Raw genomic sequence first — 20,050 nt, 5'->3', positions numbered from 1 at the left:
TGGGACTACCCACGTTGGTGATGGTCCCCGGGCGGCGGTGCGCGCGAGACTGATCAGGCTTCAGACGTGCAGGGCGTCGGCAGCCGTGCCGGGAGTGACCTTCCTGTTGGCCGTCCGCAGCAGCACGCCATCCGAAGGCTTCACTTGACGGTCGGCAGCGGGAAAAAGGGCTGGGGATGCCATGCGGCAACTTGAAGTAGCACTGATCGGCGCAGGACTGATAGCACGCTTCCACCTGGATGCGTGGACCACGGTCGGGGCGTCCGTGCGCGTCTACTCCACCGACGGACGCGCCGAGGAACTCGCGAGCGAATTCGGCGCCAAGGCCGTCGGTTCCCTGGACGAAGCGCTGGACGGCGCGGACGCCGTGGACATCTGCACGCCGACGGACAGCCACTACGACATCGCCATGACCGCCATCGCCGCGGGCGTGGGGGTGGTGTGCGAGAAGCCGCTGGCGGCCAGCACGGCCGAGGCCGAGGAGATCGTCGCCGCGGCCGAGCAAGCCGGCGTACGGCTCTATCCGACCCACAACGTACGGTTCGCCCCGGCGTACGCCCGGCTCCACGAGCTGGTGGCGGCAGGCAGCCTGGGCACGGGCACGGTCGCCCGGTTCACCGTCGCGGGCTACCACCCGCGGCCCTGGACCGGCCACGCGTCCGCACGTTCGGGCGGGATCCTGACCGACCAGCTGCTCCACGGCGCCGACATCGCCTACTGGGTCTTCGGGGACGTCGTACGGGTGCACGCCTCCTACCAGGGGGACATCGCCGCACCGGCCCCGACCGGGGCCGTCGGCGTCGGAACCGTCGTCCTCACCCACGCCAGTGGCGCGCTCAGCCAGGTCGTGTGCCGGTGGACGGCTACGCCGCAACCCCCCTTCCGGCTCACCTACCGCGTCTCGGGCACGGGCGGGACGGTGCACTACGACTCCGAATGGCCCCAGGAGATCCGGGTGTTCGGCGATGCGGCCGCGCACTTCGGGCACTTCGGGGAGAAGCCGTTCGTCTCCGAGATCCGCGAGTTCGCCCAGGGGTTCCTGGGCGGTCCCGAGCCCCGACTGGGACCGCGCGACGCGCTGGCCGCCATCCGTATCACCCAGGCCGCCGCGGAGTCCGCATGGACCGGGCGGGCCGTGGAACTGACCGTGAAGGGGGCCTCCGCATGAAGGTCGCCGTGTTGTCCTTCGCCCACGAGCGCGCTGCGACGTACGCCCGGCTGCTGCACGACATGCCCGGCGTCGACCTGGTCATCGCGGACCCCGACGGTTCGCCGGATGATCCGGCCCGGGGCCGGGCCGTGGCCCGGCAGCTCGACACGACGTACGCGGGCAGCTGGGACGAGGTGTTCGCGCTGCGCCCCGAGGCCGTCGTGGTCACGAGCGGGATCGACCACCGCCGGGAACTGGTCGAGCGGGCGGCCGAGGCCGGTGCGCACGTGTTGTGCGAGCAGCCGCTGGCCGCCGAAGAGGCCGACGCCCGGGCCATGGTGCGCGCCTGCGAGGACGCGGGGGTGCGGCTGACCCTGGTGTCACCGGCCTGCTTCAGTCCGGCCTTCACCGCCGTGCGCGAAGGGCTCGCCGGCGGTGAGGCCATCGGCAAGCTGACGACCGTTCACGGGGCGTACAACACCCCGGCGACCGGGGGGCGGGAGGACGGCGGAGCGCTGGGTACGAGCGCCGCCTTCCTGCTCGACATGGTGGACGCGGTGCTCGGCGGGGAACCGGCGGAGCAGGTGTACGCACAGTCGAACAGCCTCCTCGGCGCAGAGCCGGGCGCCGAGAGCGCGGCACTCGTCACGGTGCGCTATCCGAGCGGGACGGTCGCATCCATCGACTGCAGCCGGAGCGTGTCAGCGCACCCGTCGGCCGTGGACGGACCGATGATGAGCTTCGTCGGTGACCGGGCGAGCGTGGAGTTCCATGCCCGCCCGCGGCTGCTCGCCGGGTTCGACGTCGCCACGTCCGGGGAACGGTGGGAAGCAGGCGGGAGCGACCTGTACGCGGTCATGCTCGGCGAGTTCGTCGCCGCCGTCGGCGAGGGACGCGCAGCCGGCCCGGACGGCGCAGCCGCCCTGCGTACGCAGCGGATCATCCAGGCGGCCCGCGCGTCGGCGCACACCGGCCGGCCCGTCGATCTGGCAGCGCCCGTCGGCTGAGGCGCAGCGACCTCGACTGCGTCTCGGACACAGCCGTAAGCGAAGCTCCTGGAGAAACGGTGGACCTCGGTCGTGACACCGCTCACCAGGAGCTTCGCCCATTCTCCGGCGCCGCCTACCGGCCCTACCAGCCTGAGGGATGTTTTGCCGCAGGGCCCCGACCTAGTCTGGCGTGAGAGATCAAGGCTGCACCCTCGCGATGAATCGAAAATGTCGCGGGATGTGTAGACGTACATTTCCCGATCGCTAAGGGGACGTCCGCATGTCACACCTCCTGCACATTGACTCGAGTGTCGGTGGCGAATCCGTATCGAGGCAGCTGTCGGCCTATTTCGCTGAAGAGTGGCGTAACAACCACCCTGGTGGTGGCTATGTTTATCGCGACGTCTCGGCCCAGCCGATTCCGCACATCACGCATCCCGTGCACCAGGCCCTCGTCTACCCGGACGGCGACCACGGTCAGAGTGCGGAGGAGCAGGAGCTCACCGCGGCGATCACCCATGAGCTGCTCGAGGCGTCCGTGCTGGTCCTCGGTGTTCCCATGCACAACCTCTCGGTCCCCTCGACCCTGAAGTCGTGGCTGGACCGTGTCGTTCACCCGGCCCACATGGTCCGGCCCGGGCAGTCCGGTCCGCTCAGTGGGAAGACGGTCGTGGCGATCCTTTCCAGGGGTGGTTCGTACGCGCCGGGAACGCCGCGTGAGGGGCACGACTTCCAGCGGTCTTATCTGAAGGCGATCATGGAGGCGATCGGTCTCGGCGAGGACCTGACCTTCGTGACGGCCGAATTCACCATGGCGGCAGCCGCACCGCAGATGGCGCATCTCAAGCCGCTTGCCGAAGCATCCCTGGCGAACGCGTACGACACTCTCGGAAAGCTGGCCCAGTAACTCCGGCCCCTTTCCGATGTGCAGTCTCGATTGAGAAGGACTCCATGAGCGACGCAATTTCCTTCGAGGAGCATTGGGACCGGACCCATCCGTTCGATCCCCCTGCCATATTCGATTCCCTGCGCGAAGAACGTCCGCTCGCGCGCATGGTGTACCCCGACGGGCACGTCGGCTGGATCGCCAGCAGTCACGAGCTGGTGCGCAAGGTCCTCAGCGACCCGAGGTTCAGCCACAACCTCGAGAACTTCCACTTCCCGGTGACGCGTTTCGGAGAGCCGGCCGTCGGCTCCTCTCCGGAGATCCCGGGGATGTTCATCCACATGGACCCGCCCAACCACACCCGGTACCGGCGCCTGCTGACGGCCGAGTTCACGGCCCGTCGGGCGAGCCGGCTGACGTCGCGCGTCGAGGCCGTGGCCGCCGAGCAGATCGCCGTGATGCGCGAGCACGGCGGCCCCGTGGACCTCGTGGCGAGCTTCGCGGAGCCGCTGGTCCTGAGGGTGCTGTCCGAAATGGTCGGCCTGCCCTACGAAGAGCGTGACCGCTACGCCCACGCACCGGCCGTCCTGCACGACCCGGACTCGACGCAGGAACAGGTCGGAGCCGCCTTCGCGCAGCTGACGCCGTTCATCGTCGAGGTGGTGGAAGGAAAGCGGAAGGAGCCCGGAGACGATCTCATCAGCCGGCTCGTCGCCGACGGGGAGTTGACCACCGAAGAGGTGTGCAACATCGTCACCCTCCTGCTGTTCGCGGGCTACGAGACCACGGAGAACGCGCTGGCCGTCGGGGTCTTCGCCCTCCTGCACCACACGGATCAGCTGGCGGCCCTCCGCGCGGACCCGTCGAAGCTCGACGCCGCCATCGAGGAGCTCCTGCGCTACATCACCATCAACCAGTACGAGATGTACCGCACTGCGTTGGAGGACATCGAGCTGGACGGGCAGCTGGTCAAGAAGGGGGACACCGTCACGGTGTCGCTGCCTGCGGCCAACCGCGACCCGGCCAAATTCGGATGCCCTGCGCAGCTGGACATCGATCGCGACACCTCGGGCCACGTGGCGTTCGGCTTCGGCATCCACCAGTGCCTCGGCCAGAACCTGGCGCGCGTCGAACTGCGGGCCGGTCTGTCGGCCCTCCTCCAGGCGTTCCCCGAACTGCGGTTGGCCGTTGCGGTCGATGAGGTACCGCTCCGGCTCAAGGGCTCCGTCTTCGCGGTAAAGAGCCTGCCCGTCTCCTGGTGAGCTCTCTTCTTCTCTGATTTTCTCCGAAAGGACCTGCGGCACAGTGCGCACCGATCTCGTCAAGCCACTCCCTGTCGCACTCCTGGAGAACGCGACCCGTTTCCCCCGCAAGGTGGCCTTCCAGGATGACCGGCGAGCGGTCACCTACGGCGACCTGGAGGCGCGGACGCGCCGGCTCGCCGGACATCTGGCGGGCCTGGGCGTCCGGCGCGGGGACCGGGTGGCCATCTGCCTCGGCAACACGGTGTCCACCGTGGAGAGTTACCTCGCGGTCGTTCGGGTCGCGGGCGTCGGGGTACCGCTCAACCCCGCTTCGGCCCTGGCCGAGCTGGAGTACCTGCTGGCCGACAGCGGGGCCACGGTGGTCATCACCGATTCCGTGCAGGCGGAAAGGTTCCGGCGTTCACCGGCCGTGGCGCCCGACATCACCCTGCTGGTGACCGGCGACGTCCCGGAGGGGGTGGGAGCCCACGCGTACGACCAACTCGCCGTCCGCGAGCCGGCCGTGCCCGCCCGCGACGACCTCGGCCTCGACGACGTGGCCTGGATGTTCTACACGTCCGGGACGACCGGCCGCCCCAAGGGTGTCCTGTCGACGCAGCGCAACTGCCTCTGGTCCGTCGCCTCTTGCTACGTGCCGATCCCGGGACTGACGGACCAGGACCGGGTGCTCTGGCCCCTCCCGCTGTTCCACAGCCTCTCGCACATCGCGTGCGTCCTGTCCGTCACCGTGGTGGGCGCCACGGCCCGGCTCATGGACGGCAGTTCCGCTGAGGACGTGATCGGGGCACTGCGCGAGGACGGTTCGACGTTCCTGGCCGGCGTTCCCACCACGTACCACCACCTGGTGACGGCCGCCCAGCAGAACGGTTTCTCCGCCCCCGACCTGCGGATCGGTCTGGTCGGCGGAGCGGTCACCGGATCCCGGCTGCGCCGCGACTTCGAGGAGATCTTCGGCGTCCCGCTGGTCGACGCCTACGGCAGCACCGAGACGTGCGGGGCCATCACCATCAACCCGCCGGACGGCGCCCGGGTCGACGGCTCCTGCGGCCTGCCCGTGCCGGGCGTCGGCGTCCGCATCGTCAACCCCGACACCGGGCTCGACGTGCCCGCCGGACAGGAGGGCGAGGTGTGGGTCAGCGGACCGAACGTCATGGTCGGCTACCACAACAGCCCTGAGGCGACCGCCGCGGCTATGCAGGACGGCTGGTACCGGACCGGAGACCTGGCCCGGCGGGACGACGCCGGCTACTTCTCCATCTGCGGCCGGATCAAGGAACTCGTCATCCGCGGCGGCGAGAACATCCACCCCGAGGAGATCGAGGCGGTCCTGCGCACCGTCGAGGGCGTCGCCGACGCGGCGGTGGCCGGCGTACCGCACGAGACGCTCGGGGAGGTTCCGGTCGCGTACGTGGTCCCCGGCCCCTCCGGCTTCGACACCGCGACGCTGATCGACCGGTGCCGCGAGCAGCTCTCCGCGTACAAGGTGCCGGAGCAGGTCCACGAGGTCGACGCCATCCCCAGGACCGCGTCCGGCAAGATCAAGCGTCGCATGCTGGCCGATCAGCCGAGCCGGCTGCGGTACGAGGCGATCGGACACCACGACGCGCTCATGGGCCGCCGGCCCGACGCGACCGTCGCGGCAGCGCTGCGTGACCGGTTGTCCGGTCTGGAGGAGCGCGCGCAGCTGGCCCTGCTGGAAGACCTGGTCCGTACGCAGGCCGCCGTCGTGCTGCAGAAGCCGGGCCCGGATTCCATCCCGTCCGGTCGGGCCTTCCGCGACCTCGGCTTCACCTCGATGGCCGTCGTCGCCCTGCGCAACCGGCTGGTGGAGAGCACCGGGTTGGCGCTGTCCACCACCGTCGTCTTCGACCACCCCACTCCGGTGGCGCTGGCAGGCCGCATACGGGCCGAGGCCCTCGGGATCACCGGGCCGGTGACCGAGTCGGTCACGGCGGCCGACCCCGATGAGCCGATCGCCATCGTGGGCATGTCGTGCCGTCTGCCGGGTGGCGTGGCGGGGCCGGAGGACCTGTGGCGCTTGGTCTCCGAGGGCCGGGACGCCCTGTCGGCCTTCCCCGAGGACCGCGGCTGGGATCTGGACGGCCTGTTCGACCCGGACCCCGGCCGTACGGGTACCTCGTACACGGATCAGGGTGGTTTCCTGCACGAGGCAGGGCTCTTCGACGCGGGGTTCTTCGGGATCTCGCCGCGTGAGGCGCTGGCGATGGATCCGCAGCAGCGGCTGCTGCTGGAGGCCTCGTGGGAGGCGCTGGAGCGGGCGGGTGTCGACCCGGTCTCGCTGAAGGGCTCCGACGTCGGCGTGTTCTCCGGGCTGTTCGGCCAGGGATACGGGACCGGCGCCGCTGCGGTGGCGCCGGAGCTGGAAGGCTTCGCGACCACCGGTTCGGCGACGAGTGTGGCCTCGGGCCGCGTGTCGTACGTGCTCGGCCTCGAAGGGCCGGCGGTCACGGTGGACACGGCGTGTTCCTCGTCCCTCGTGGCGATGCACCTGGCCGCGCAGGCGCTGCGGCAGGGCGAGTGCTCGATGGCGCTCGCCGGCGGTGTGTCGGTCATGGCGACCCCCGACCACTTCGTGGAGTTCTCCCGGCAGCGGGCCCTGGCCGCCGACGGCCGGTGCAAGGCGTTCGCCTCGGCGGCCGACGGCACCGGCTGGGCCGAGGGCGTCGGCGTGGTCGTACTGGAGCGGCTGTCGGTGGCGAGGGAGCGCGGGCACCGGGTGCTGGCGGTGCTGCGGGGCAGTGCGGTGAACCAGGACGGCGCGTCCAACGGCCTGACCGCGCCGAACGGGCTGTCGCAGCAGCGGGTGATCCGCAGGGCGCTGGCCGGTGCCGGCCTGGTCTCGGCGGATGTGGACGTGGTGGAGGCCCACGGGACCGGTACGGCCCTGGGCGACCCGATCGAGGCGCAGGCGCTGCTGGCCACCTACGGCCAGGGCCGTGACGCGGAACAGCCGCTGTGGCTCGGCTCGCTCAAGTCGAACATCGGTCACACGCAGGCGGCTGCGGGTGTGGCCGGTGTGATCAAGATGGTGCAGGCGCTGCGGCACGGGGTGCTGCCGGCGACCCTGCACGTGGACGCGCCCACCCCCCAGGTCGACTGGTCCGCGGGTGCGGTGGAGCTGCTGACCGAGGCGCGGGAGTGGCCGCAGAACGGCCGGCCGCGCCGGGCCGGTGTGTCGTCGTTCGGCGTCAGCGGGACGAATGCGCACCTCATCCTGGAGGAAGCGCCCGCGGAAGAGGCGCCGCAGCCGTCGGTGTCTGCGGGTGTGGTGCCGTTGGTGGTGTCGGCGCGAAGCGCAGGTTCGCTCGCGGGCCAGGCCGGGCGGCTGGCGTCCTTCGTGGAGAGCACCGAGGGGGTGTCGCCGGCGGAGGTCGCCGGGGCGCTGGTCTCGGGCCGTACGGTGCATGGCGAGCGCGCGGTGGTGGTCGCGGGTTCGCACGAGGAGGCGCTGGCCGGTCTGCAGGCGCTGGCGCGCGGTGAGAGCGCGCCCGGTGTGGTGAGCGGTTCGGGTACGCCGGGCAAGGTCGTGTGGGTGTTCCCGGGCCAGGGCTCGCAGTGGGCGGGCATGGGTCGTGAACTCATGGCCTCCTCGCCGGTGTTCGCGGCGCGGATCGCAGAGTGTGCTGCCGCGCTGGAACCGTGGATCGACTGGTCCCTGATCGAGGTGCTGCGCGGCGAGGCCGAGCCCGAGCTCATCGAGCGGGTCGACGTGCTCCAGCCGGCGAGCTTCGCGGTGATGGTCGGCCTGGCGGCGGTGTGGTCGTCGGTGGGCGTGGAGCCGGACGCGGTGCTCGGCCACTCGCAGGGCGAGATCGCCGCGGCTTGCGTCGCAGGTGCGCTGTCGCTGGAGGACGCGGCGCGCGTGGTGGCCCTGCGCAGCCAGGCCATCGCCGAGGAGCTGGCCGGCCGCGGCGGCATGGCTTCGGTCGCGCTGGGCGTGGACGAGGCGCTCGTACGGCTGGTGCCGTGGGCGGACCGGGTCGAGGTCGCGGCGGTCAACGGCCCGTCCTCCGTGGTCATCGCCGGAGACGCCGAGGCGCTGGACGAGGCGCTCGAAGCGCTGTCCGGTGAGGGCGTCCGAGTGCGCCGGGTCGCGGTGGACTACGCCTCGCACACCCGGCACGTGGAAGCGATCCGCGACACGCTCGCCGAAACGCTGGCCGGGGTCAGCGCCCAGGCCCCGAAGGTGCCGTTCTACTCCACCGTGACCGGCACCTGGGTGGAGGACGCCGACGTCCTCGACGGCGCGTACTGGTACCGGAACCTGCGGGGCCAGGTGGGCTTCGGCCCGGCCGTGGCCGAGCTGCTGGCGCAGGGCCACGGGGTGTTCGTCGAGGTCAGCGCCCACCCGGTGCTGGTCCAGCCGATCACCGAGAGCGTCGATGCCGGCCACGCCGATGTGGTGGTGACCGGCTCGCTGCGCCGCGAAGACGGCGGTCTGCGGCGGCTGTTCGCCTCGATGGCCGAGCTCTTCGTCCGCGGTGTGGCCGTGGACTGGAGCGGGGTCCTGCCCGCCGGGGCAGCCTCCGCCCACGTGGACCTGCCGACGTACGCCTTCGAGCACCAGCACTACTGGCTCCGGACGGCCGCTTCGGCGACCGACGCGGCCTCGCTGGGACTCGCCGGCGCCGATCACCCCCTGGTGGGCGCGGTCGTCGGCATGCCGAACTCGGCGGGCCTCATGGCTACGTCGAGCTGGTCGCTCCGGTCGCAGCCCTGGCTCGTGGACCACCAGGTTTCCGACGCCGTCGTGGTGCCGAACGCGGCCCTGGTCGAGCTGTCCATCCGGCTCGGCGACCTGGCCGCCGCTCCCGTACTCGACGTACTGACGGTCGACATGCCGGTGGTGCTGCCCCAGCGGGGCGGCCGCAGCATCCAGGTGATCGTCGGCGGGCCCGACGAGACGGGACGGCGGTCGGTGGAGATCTTCTCCCGCGCCGCGGACGCCCCTCTGGACGCGCAGTGGACGCGGCACGCGCACGGCACGCTGGCTCCGGCCGGCGCCACCGTGACCCCCGCGAGCGACGGGCGGTCCGTCACCGAAGTCGCCCTGGACGACGCCGCTCTGCGCGACGCGGGCCGTTACGGGGTACACCCCGCGCTGCTGGACGCCGCCGTCCGTACCGTCGTCCCCGCCGGCATGCTCCCGTCCGTGTGGACCGGGGTGTCCCTGCTGGCCTCCGGCGCCGCCGCTCTGCAGGTGCGCCCGGGCGGGACCTCGGCCGAGGGAACCGGTCTGCAGCTGACCGACCCGACGGGGCAGCCCGTCATGACCGTCGAGGCGGTGCGCGGAACTCCGTTCTCCCCCGAACAGGCAGGGATCGCGGGCGCGTTGCCGCACGACGCCCTGTTCCGCGTCGAGTGGACGCAGTGTGCGCTTCCCGCCCAGGACCGCTCCCTCGACATCCTGACCGTCGCGACCGGCGAGGACGTCGCCGCCTCCGCCCGGTCGGCCACGTCGAATCCCGACGTCCTGCTGTACGAGGCCGGGGCCGTGAGCGCGGCGGCCGACCCCCGCGCATCGGTCAACGCGGCGCTGGCCGTGCTCCAGGCCTGGCTCGCGGAACCCGTCCTGGCGGAAACCCGGCTGGCCGTGGTCACCGGGGACTGCGCCGAGCCCGACGCGGCCGCGGTGTGGGGCCTGGTCCGCTCGGCGCAGTCGGAGCATCCGGACCGGATCGTCCTCGCGGACCTCGACGACGGCTCCCGGTCCGCTCTGCCGGCCGTCGTACTGAGCGGCGAACCGCAGCTGAGGCTGCGGGAGGGCGTGGCGGAGGTGCCGCGGCTGGTCCGCGTGCCCCTCGCGCAGGACGGGTCGCCGGCCGAAGCCGGCCGGCACCCGCGACCGCTGGACACCGACGGCACCGTACTGATCACCGGCGGCACCGGAACGCTGGGTGCGATGACCGCACGGCACCTGGTCACCGCGTACGGCATCCGGCACCTGGTCCTGGCGGGCCGCCGCGGCCATGCCCCGGAGCTCCACGACGAGCTGACCGCGCTGGGCGCGTCCGTCACCATCGCCGCCTGCGACACGGCGGACCGGGCCCAGCTCGAGGCCCTCCTGCGGGCGATACCGGCCGAGCACCCGCTCACCGCCGTCGTGCACTCCGCCGGTGTCCTGGACGACGGGGTGCTCACCGAGCTGACCCCGGACCGCGTCGACACCGTACTGCGGCCCAAGGCGGACGCGGCGCTCCACCTGCACGAGCTCACCCGGGACCTGGACCTCGCCGCGTTCGTGCTGTTCTCCTCGGCGGCGGGCGTGCTGGGCAACCCCGGGCAGGCCAACTACGCCGCGGCCAACGCCTACCTGGACGCGCTGGCGCACCGGCGCCGCGGTCTCGGTCTGCCCGCCGTCTCCCTCGCCTGGGGCTACTGGGCGACGGTCAGCGGCATGACCGAGCACCTGGGCGCCGCAGACCTGCGCCGCAACCGGCGCATCGGCATGAGCGGGCTCTCCGCGAGCGAGGGAATGGCCCTGCTCGACGCAGCCCTGGCCGCCGACGCGGGCACCGCCGGCACGCTGGTGGCGGCGAAGTTCGACGTGTCCGCCCTGCGGGCGGCCGCAGCCGAGGCTCCGGTCCCGCCGCTGCTGCGGGGTCTGGCCCCGTCGCCGCGGCCGGCGGCCCGGGCCGCCGCTCCGTCCGGGCCCGCGTCGCTGAAGGAGCGCCTCGCCGGTCTGGGCGATGCCGAGCAGACCGAGGCCCTGCTCGAACTGGTCCGGCGGCACGCCGCCGAGGTGCTCGGGCACAGCACTGCCGAGGCCGTCCACGCGACCCGGACCTTCAAGGAGGCCGGATTCGACTCGCTGACCGCAGTGGAGCTGCGCAACCGGCTGGCGATCGCGACCGGGCTGACCCTCTCCCCGGCGATGATCTTCGACTATCCGAAGCCGACGGCGCTCGCCGAGCGCCTGCGCGCCAAGCTCTTCGGCGGTACGCCGCACCGTCCGGCCGAGCCCGAGGCGCCCGCCGGGACGACCGACGAGCCCATCGCGATCGTGGCGATGGCCTGCCGCTTCCCGGCCGGCGTGCACAGCCCGGAGGACCTCTGGCGGATCGTGGCCGACGGCGTCGACGTCGTCAGCGAGTTCCCCGACGACCGCGGCTGGGACACCGAGCGGGTCTTCAACGCCGATCCCGACCACGCCGGCACCACGTACGTGCGCCACGGGGCGTTCCTCGACGACGCCGCCGGGTTCGACGCCGCGTTCTTCGGCATCTCGCCGAACGAGGCGCTGGCGATGGACCCGCAGCAGCGACTGCTGCTCGAGACGTCGTGGGAGGCCTTCGAACGGGCCGCGATCGACCCGACCACGCTGGCCGGGGAGGACGTCGGCGTCTTCGTCGGGGTCAACAGCCACGACTACAGCGTGCGGATGCACCAGGCCTCCGGTGTCGAGGGGTTCCGCCTCACCGGCGGCTCGGGCAGCGTCACCTCCGGCCGCATCGCCTACCACTTCGGCTTCGAGGGCCCCGCCCTCACGGTCGACACGGCGTGCTCCTCCTCCCTGGTGGCACTGCACCTGGCGGCGCAGGCGCTGAACCGGGGCGAGTGCTCCATGGCGCTGGCCGGCGGCGTGATGGTGATGGGCACCGTGGAGACCTTCGTCGAGTTCTCCCGGCAGCGCGGACTGGCCCCCGACGGCCGGTGCAAGGCGTTCGCGGACGGCGCGGACGGCACCGGCTGGTCCGAGGGCGCGGGGCTGCTGCTCGTGGAGCGGCTGTCGGACGCCCGTCGCCGGGGCCACCAGGTGCTGGCCGTGGTCCGGGGGTCCGCGGTGAACCAGGACGGCGCCTCGAACGGTCTGACGGCCCCGAACGGTCCGGCGCAGCAGCGGGTGATCCGCAAGGCCTTGGCCCACGCGGGCCTCGGCACCTCGGACGTGGACGCCGTGGAGGCGCACGGCACGGGTACGACGCTCGGTGACCCGATCGAGGCGGACGCGCTCCTGGCGACCTACGGCCAGGACCGGGAGGCCGACCGGCCGCTGTGGCTGGGGTCCGTGAAGTCGAACATCGGGCACACCCAGGGGGCGGCAGGCGTCGCAGGCGTGATCAAGATGGTCATGGCCATGCGGCACGGCGTCCTCCCCAGGACGCTGCACGTGGACCGTCCGTCGTCCCACGTCGACTGGTCCGCGGGCGCGGTGGAACTGCTGACCGAGGCCCGCGACTGGCCGCGCAGCGGCCGGCCCCGCCGGGCCGGCGTGTCCTCCTTCGGCATCGGCGGCACCAACGCGCACGTCGTCATCGAAGAGGCCCCCGACCAGCCGCCGGCCACCGCGCCGGAGCCCGGCCCCGAGCCGGCCGGCGCCCTCGTACCGGTGCCCGTCTCGGCGCGGACGCCGGCCGGACTGCGCGGCCAGGCCGACCGGCTCGCCCGGTTCTTCGACGCCCGGCCCGACGTACGCCTGACGGACGCCGCCCACGCGCTCGCCACCACGCGTGCCCAACTCGACCACCGGGCCGTCGTCCTGGCGTCCGACGGGGAACGGCTCTCCGCCGACCTGAGCGCCTTCGGGCGTGGCGAAGCGGTCCCCGCCGTCTTCTCCGGCACCCCGACCACGGGCAAGCTGGCCGTCCTCTTCACCGGCCAGGGCAGCCAGTGGGCCGGCATGGGCCGCGAACTCGCCCAGGCCTACCCGGTCTTCCGTGAGGCCTTCGCCGCCGCCTGCGCCGCCGTGGAAGAGCACCTGCACGAGTACGCGGCGCGCCCGCTGCGCGACGTGGTGTTCGCCGCGCCGGGATCGCCCGACAGCCAACTGCTCGACCAGACCATGTACACGCAGGGCGCCCTGTTCGCCCTGGAGACCGCGCTGTTCCGGCTCTTCGAGTCCTGGGGGGTGCGACCGGATCTCGTCGCGGGCCACTCGATCGGAGAGATCACGGCCGCGCACGTCTCCGGAGTACTGGGACTGGCCGAAGCGGGCCGACTGATCGCCGCCCGCGGCCGGTTGATGCAGTCCCTGCCCGAAGGCGGCGCGATGGTCGCCGTCCAGGCGACCGAGGCCGACGTCGCCCCGCTGCTGGCCCGGGCCGACGGTGTGGTCTGCGTCGCGGCGGTGAACAGCCCCGACTCGCTGGTGCTCTCCGGCGCCGGGGACGCCGTGCTCGCCGTCGCCGACGAACTGGCCGGCCGCGGCCACAAGACGCGCAGGCTGCCGGTCAGCCACGCCTTCCACTCCCCGCTCATGGAGCCCGTGCTCGACGAGTTCCGCACGGTCCTGGAGGGCCTGTCGTTCCAGCCGGGCGCCCTTCCCTTCGTCTCCACGCTGACCGGCGAACCCGTCCGGGAGGGGCAGCTCTGCACCCCCGAGTACTGGGTCGACGAGGCGCGGAACGCGGTGCGGTTCAGTGATGCCGTCATCTCGCTGAGCGACCTCGGAGCGACGACGTTCCTCGAGCTGGGCCCCGGAGGGATCCTCGCCGCGATGGCGCTCGGCTCGCTCGGCGACCGGGAGCAGAGCTGCATCGCCACCCTGCGCAAGGACGGCGCGGAGCCCGCCGGCGTCCTGACCGCCCTCGCGGAGCTGCACGTACGCGGTGTGGCCGTGGACTGGACGGCCGTTCTCGGCCGGCCCGCCACGGCGGCCGGGGCGGACCTGCCCACGTACGCGTTCCAGCACCAGCGGTACTGGGTCGAAGCCGACGAAACGGCGAAGGGCGGCGCGGAAGCCCTCGGCACCGCCGGCGCCGGGCACCCGCTGCTCGGCACCGTCATCGAGCTGCCGGACGACGACGGCGGAAGCGGCGTCGTACTGACCGGGCGGCTGTCGCCGCGCAGCCGCGGCTGGCTCCCCGGCGCGGCGGCGACGGACGGCGCCACCCGGGTTCCGGCCGCCGCGCTCCTGGAGATGATCGTCAGGGCCGGCAACGAGGTGGACTGCGGAAGCCTCGAAGGGGTCGTCGTCGAGGCGCCTCTGACGGTGCCGGAGCACGGCCACACCCAGGTGCGGGTGTCGGTCGACGCCCCGGGTCCCGACGGGCGCCGCCGGGCCGCCGTCCACGGCCGGCCCCTCGACCCGGAGCAAGGGCCCTGGACGTGCCACGCACGCGCCGTGCTGGTCCCCGGAATGCCGCAGCCGGCGTTCGACCTGCGGGACTGGCCGCTGCCGGCAGACGGCGACGCACTCCTCCCGGGGGCGCACCGCGCGTGGCAGCAGGACGGACGGACCTTCGCGGAGATCGCACTTCCGGCCGAACTGGCCGACGAAGCAGCCGAGTTCACCCTCCACCCGGTGCTCCTCGACACCGCACTGCGCGTCCTGGACGCCCGTAGCACCGCGGACCTGTCCGTCTGCGACGGCCTGGCCGTGTACGCGGAAGGCGCCGCCTCGCTGCGGCTGCGGATCACGCCGGCGCCGGACGGCCGCCATCTGCTGGAGCTCGCGGACCCGGCCGGCGAACCGGTCGCGGTCCTGGGCCCGTTGACCCTGGACACCCCGCCCGCGGACGGCGCCGAAGCGCCGGTCACCGCGGACGGGCCGGGCACCTCGGCCGTCGAAGAGCAGGAGCCTTCCGGCGCCCTCACCCGGCGCGTGGTGTCGCGCAGCGAAGGCGCCGGCGATGCGATCGCCGGCCGGCTGGCCGGGCTGTCGGCCGCGGAGCAGCAGCGTGTGGTGATGGACCTGGTCCAGCAGAGCACGGCGTTCGTGCTCGGCCACCGCGCGTCGGACGGGTTCGACGAGGAGCAGTCCTTCAAGAGCCTCGGGTTCGACTCCCTCAGCGCGGTCAAGCTCTGCAACCGCCTGCGCGACTTCACCGGGGTGGACCTGCCCAGCACGCTGGTCTTCGACTATCCGACGCTCACCCTCCTCGCCGCCCACCTGCGCGGCGAACTGCTCGGCGAGCAGGCGGCGCCCGCCCCGGCCACGGCGGCGGTCTCCGTCTCCGACGAGCCGATCGCGATCGTCGCCATGAGCACCCGGCTGCCGGGCGGGGCGGACAGCCCCGAGGAGCTGTGGAAGCTCGTGGTGGAGCAGCGGGACGCGGTGTCCGGCTTCCCGCTGGACCGCGGCTGGGACCTCGAGGGGCTCTACCACCCGGACCCGGCGCACCCGGGTACCAGCTACACGCGCTCGGGCGGGTTCCTGCACGAGGCCGCGCAGTTCGACGCCGGGCTCTTCGGGATCTCCCCGCGTGAGGCGCTGGCGATGGACCCGCAGCAGCGACTGCTGCTGGAGACCTCCTGGGAGGCGCTGGAGCGGGCGGGCATCGACCCGCAGTCCGCCAAGGGCAGTGACATCGGCGTCTTCACCGGAATCGTCCACCACGACTACGTGACCCGGCTCCACCAGGTGCCCGAGGACGTCCAGGGCTACCTCATGACGGGTACGGCGGCGAGCGTGGCCTCGGGCCGCGTGTCGTACGTGTTCGGCTTCGAGGGCCCGGCGGTCACGGTGGACACGGCGTGCTCGTCGTCGCTGGTGGCCATTCACCTGGCCGCACAGTCGCTGCGGCAGGGCGAGTGCTCGATGGCGCTCGCCGGCGGCGCGACGGTCATGGCCAGTCCGGACGCCTTCATGGAGTTCTCGCGGCAGCGCGGCCTGTCCGCCGACGGCCGGTGCAAGGCGTTCTCCTCGGCTGCGGACGGCACGGGCTGGGCCGAGGGCGTCGGTGTCGTCGTACTGGAGCGGCTGTCGGTGGCGCGGGAGCGCGGGCACCGGGTGCTCGCGGTGCTGCGCGGCAGCGCCGTCAACCAGGACGGTGCTTCCAACGGCCTGACCGCGCCGAACGGCCCCTCGCAGCAGCGGGTGATCCGCCGGGCGCTGGACACGGCGGGACTCGCTCCGGCGGACGTCGACATCGTGGAGGCCCACGGGACCGGTACGGCCCTGGGCGACCCGATCGAGGCGCAGGCGCTGCTGGCCACGTACGGGCGGGACCGGGATCCGCAGCAGCCGCTCTGGCTGGGCTCGCTGAAGTCGAACATCGGCCATGCGCAGGCGGCTGCGGGTGTGGCCGGTGTGGTCAAGATGGTCATGGCCATGCAGCACGGCGTCATGCCCGCCACGCTCCATGTGGACGAGCCCACCACCCAGGTGGACTGGTCCGCGGGTGCGGTGGAGCTGCTGACCGAGGCCCGGGAGTGGACCCGTAACGGCCATCCGCGCCGGGCCGCGGTCTCCTCGTTCGGGGCCAGCGGGACGAATGCGCACCTGATCCTGGAGGAGGCGCCCGCGGCAGAGCCGCAGGAGGTGCCGGCGTCTGCGGGTGTGGTGCCGTTGGTGGTGTCGGCGCGGAGCGCCGGTTCCCTGGCCGGCCAGGCCGGGCGGCTGGCGTCGTTCGTCGAGGGCGCTGAAGGGATGCCGCTGGCGGGCGTCGCCGGGGCGTTGGTGTCGGGCCGTGCGGTGCTGGGCGAGCGTGCGGTCGTGGTGGCCGGCTCGGACGAGGAGGCGCTCGCAGGACTGCAGGCGCTGGCCCGGGGCGAGAGCGCGCCCGGTGTGGTCTGCGGCAGTGCCTCTTCGGGCAAGCCGGGCAAGGTCGTGTGGGTCTTCCCCGGCCAGGGCTCCCAGTGGGCCGGTATGGGCCGGGAACTCCTCGACTCCTCCACGGTGTTCGCCGAGCGGATCGCGGAATGCGCCGCCGCTCTGGAGCCGTGGATCGACTGGTCGCTGATCGACGTACTGCGCGGCGAGACCGAGCCCGAGCTCATGGAGCGGGTCGACGTCCTGCAGCCGGCCAGCTTCGCCGTGATGGTGGGCCTGGCCGCCGTGTGGAGCGCCGCAGGAGTGGAGCCGGGCGCCGTGCTCGGTCACTCCCAGGGTGAGATCGCCGCGGCCTGCGTCGCGGGGGCGCTGTCCCTGGACGACGCGGCACGCGTGGTGGCCTTGCGCAGCCAGGTCATCGCCAAGGAGCTGGCGGGACGCGGCGGTATGGCGTCGGTCGCGCTGAGCGCGGACGCGGCCGTTGCACGGCTCGAGCCGTGGGCGGACCGGGTCGAGGTGGCCGCGGTCAACGGCCCGTCGTCGGTGGTGATCGCCGGTGACGCCGAGGCGCTGGACGAGGCCTTGGAGGCGCTGTCCGGTCAGGGTGTCCGGGTGCGGCGGGTCGCAGTGGACTACGCGTCCCACACCCGGCACGTGGAGGACGTTCGCGACACGCTCGCCGAGGCACTGGCCGGCATCGACGCGCAGGCCCCGAAGGTGCCGTTCTACTCCACCGCGACCGGCGGCTGGGTGGTGGACGCCGACGTCCTCGACGGCGGGTACTGGTACCGGAACCTGCGCGGCCAGGTGGGCTTCGGCCCGGCCGTGGCCGAACTGATGGGCCAGGGCCACGGGGTGTTCGTCGAGGTCAGCGCCCACCCGGTGCTGGTCCAGCCGATCACCGAGACCGCTGACGACACCGGGACCGATGCGCTGGTTACGGGTTCGCTGCGGCGCGAGGACGGCGGCCTGCGAAGGCTGTTCGCCTCGATGGCCGAGCTGTTCGTCCGCGGCGTGGCCGTGGACTGGAGCGGTCTCCTGCCCGCAGGGGCCGGATCCGCACACGTGGACCTGCCGACGTACGCCTTCGAGCACCAGCACTACTGGCTCCACGAGGCGGAGGCGGCCGCCGACGCCGCCGGCGATGCGGCCGAAGGCGCGGACTCCGACTTCTGGGCCGCGGTCGAACGAGCCGATCTGGACTCCCTCGGCGCGTTGCTCGACATGGCGTCGAGCGACCAGCGCAGCGCCCTGGACGCCGTCGTCCCCGTACTGGCGCAATGGCGGGGGAAGCGCCGCGAGCGGTCGACGGCCGAGAAGCTGCGCTACCACGTCACCTGGCAGCCGCTCGAACGCGAAGCCGCCGGCGTACCCGGTGGCCGCTGGCTGGTCGTCGTCCCGTCCGGACGTCCCGACGGCAGTGCGACCGACGCGCTCCTGGAGGAGCTGACCGGTCTCGGACTCGGCACCGTCCTGCTCGAGATCGGTGAGCCCGATCGCACGCGGGAACAGCTCGCCAAGCGGCTGACCGGCGTCCTGGCCGAACACGACCTGACCGGCGTGCTGTCCCTGCTGGCCCTGGACGAGCAGACGGGCAGCGGTCTGCAGGACCCGACCGCCGTCACGGCGTCGACGCTCGCGCTGATCCAGGCCCTGGGGGACAACAACGCCACCCAGCCGCTGTGGTGCCTGACCCGGGGTGCCGTGAACATCGGCATCCACGACACCCTCACCTCACCGGTGCAGGCGTCGCTGTGGGGCCTCGGCCGCGCCGCCGCACTGGAACGGCTCGACCGGTGGGGCGGTCTGGTCGACCTGCCCGCCGTGAGCGACCCGCGTACGGCCCAGTACCTGCTCGGAGTGCTGAACTCCGCTGCCGACGAGGACCAGCTCGCGGTCCGGCGGTCGGGCGTGTACACCCGGCGCCTGGTGCGCAAGCCCGTCCCGGAGGCCACCGGCGACGCCGGCTGGCAGCCCCGGGGCACGGTCCTGGTGACCGGCGGCGCCGAGGGGCTCGGCAAGCACGTCGCGGTCTGGCTCGCACAGGCCGGCGTGGACCGGCTCATCGTCACCACCACCGCGCAGGCACCCGACGAGAGCGTGTCGGACCTGCGGGCCGAACTGGCCGGGCTGGGCGTCGCCACCACGGTGGAGTCGTGCGAGGACTGCGACCGGGACGCGATCGCGCAGCTGGTTTCCGAGGCGGCCGCGCAGCAGCCGCTCACGGCCGTGGTGCACGCCGCCGACGTCGCGCAGACCAGTTCCATCGACGACACCGCAGCCGCCGACCTCGCCGGGGTGTTCGCGGCCAAGGTGGACACCGCCGTATGGCTGGACGGGCTGTTCGAGGACACCCCGCTCGACGCGTTCGTCGTCTTCTCCTCGATCGCGGGTGTGTGGGGCGGTGGCGGCCAGGGTCCGTCCGGAGCGGCCAACGCCGTCCTCGACGCCCTGATCGAGTGGCGCCGCGCCCGCGGACTGAGGGCGACGTCGATCGCCTGGGGAGCCCTCGACCAGATCGGCGTGGGCATGGACGAGGCAGCCCTCGCCCAGCTGCGGCGCCGTGGCGTCCTTCCCGTGGCACCCCGGCTGGCGGTCACCGCGATGGTGCAGGCGGTCCAGGGCAACGAGAAGTTCGTGGCGGTGGCCGACATGGACTGGGGGGCCTTCATCCCCGCGTTCACCTCGGTCCGCACCAGCCCGCTGTTCGCCGACCTCCCCGAGGCGAAGAAGGCCCTCCAGGCCTTGCAGGGCGACGGCGAGAACAGCGACGCCGCCACGTCCCTCGCGGACTCCCTGCGGGCGGTCTCGGACACCGAGCAGGACCGCATCCTGCTCCGGCTGGTCCGCGGCCACGCCTCGACGGTCCTCGGCCACAGCGGCGCGGAGGGCATCGGCCCGCGCCAGGCGTTCCAGGAGGTCGGCTTCGACTCACTGGCCGCCGTCAACCTCCGCAACAGCCTGAACGCGGCCACCGGACTGCGCCTGCCCGCAACGCTGATCTTCGACTACCCCACCCCGGAGGCGCTGGTCGGATACCTGCGCTCCGAACTTCTCCGGGAGGCCGACGACGGCCTGGACGAACGGGAGGACGCGCTCAGGCAGGTCCTGGCGTCCGTGCCGTTCGCCCGGTTCAAGGAAGCCGGGGTCCTGGACACCCTCCTCGGCCTCGCCGAGACCGACACGGACGCGGACGCGGACGCGCCGGAAGTGGAGCCGTCGGCGGCCGCCGCCGACGTGGAACTGATCGACGCCATGGACGTTGCCGATCTGGTGCAACGGGCCCTGGGCAAGACGAGCTGATCG

General features: G+C 72.8%; 5 protein-coding genes. All 5 read left to right on the top strand.

The window, feature by feature from the left end:
* Positions 1 to 181 precede the first annotated feature (181 nt).
* Entirely contained in the window at positions 182 to 1,168 is a 987-nt protein-coding gene (locus tag ACZ49B_RS11835; RefSeq protein WP_468303745.1) for a Gfo/Idh/MocA family protein, read from the top strand.
* Positions 1,165 to 2,157 carry a Gfo/Idh/MocA family protein gene (locus ACZ49B_RS11830; protein ID WP_468303742.1) on the top strand — a complete coding sequence of 331 codons (993 nt, stop codon included), beginning with the start codon at positions 1,165 to 1,167 and terminating at the stop codon, positions 2,155 to 2,157. The genes ACZ49B_RS11835 and ACZ49B_RS11830 overlap by 4 nt, the downstream gene beginning before the upstream one ends.
* Positions 2,158 to 2,419: 262 nt before the next feature.
* Entirely contained in the window at positions 2,420 to 3,046 is a 627-nt protein-coding gene (locus tag ACZ49B_RS11825) for an FMN-dependent NADH-azoreductase (RefSeq protein ID WP_468303738.1), read from the top strand.
* Between the two features lie 44 nt (positions 3,047 to 3,090).
* Entirely contained in the window at positions 3,091 to 4,287 is a 1,197-nt protein-coding gene (locus tag ACZ49B_RS11820; protein ID WP_468303736.1) for a cytochrome P450, read from the top strand.
* Between the two features lie 43 nt (positions 4,288 to 4,330).
* Complete coding sequence (locus ACZ49B_RS11815) at positions 4,331 to 20,047, top strand: type I polyketide synthase (RefSeq protein WP_468303733.1); 15,717 nt, start codon at positions 4,331 to 4,333, stop codon at positions 20,045 to 20,047.
* The last annotated feature ends 3 nt before the right edge of the window (positions 20,048 to 20,050 follow it).

This window comes from Streptomyces sp. NPDC031132 (assembly GCF_055570595.1).
This window is presented reverse-complemented; position numbering and strand designations above follow the sequence as displayed.

Bases quoted from the DNA above. Each gene is read 5' to 3' on its own strand.
- ACZ49B_RS11825 (WP_468303738.1), top strand. From the start codon at position 2,420: ATGTCACACCTCCTGCACATTGACTCGAGTGTCGGTGGCGAATCCGTA.
- ACZ49B_RS11830 (WP_468303742.1), top strand. From the start codon at position 1,165: ATGAAGGTCGCCGTGTTGTCCTTCGCCCACGAGCGCGCTGCGACGTAC.
- ACZ49B_RS11820 (WP_468303736.1), top strand. From the start codon at position 3,091: ATGAGCGACGCAATTTCCTTCGAGGAGCATTGGGACCGGACCCATCCG.
- ACZ49B_RS11835 (WP_468303745.1), top strand. From the start codon at position 182: ATGCGGCAACTTGAAGTAGCACTGATCGGCGCAGGACTGATAGCACGC.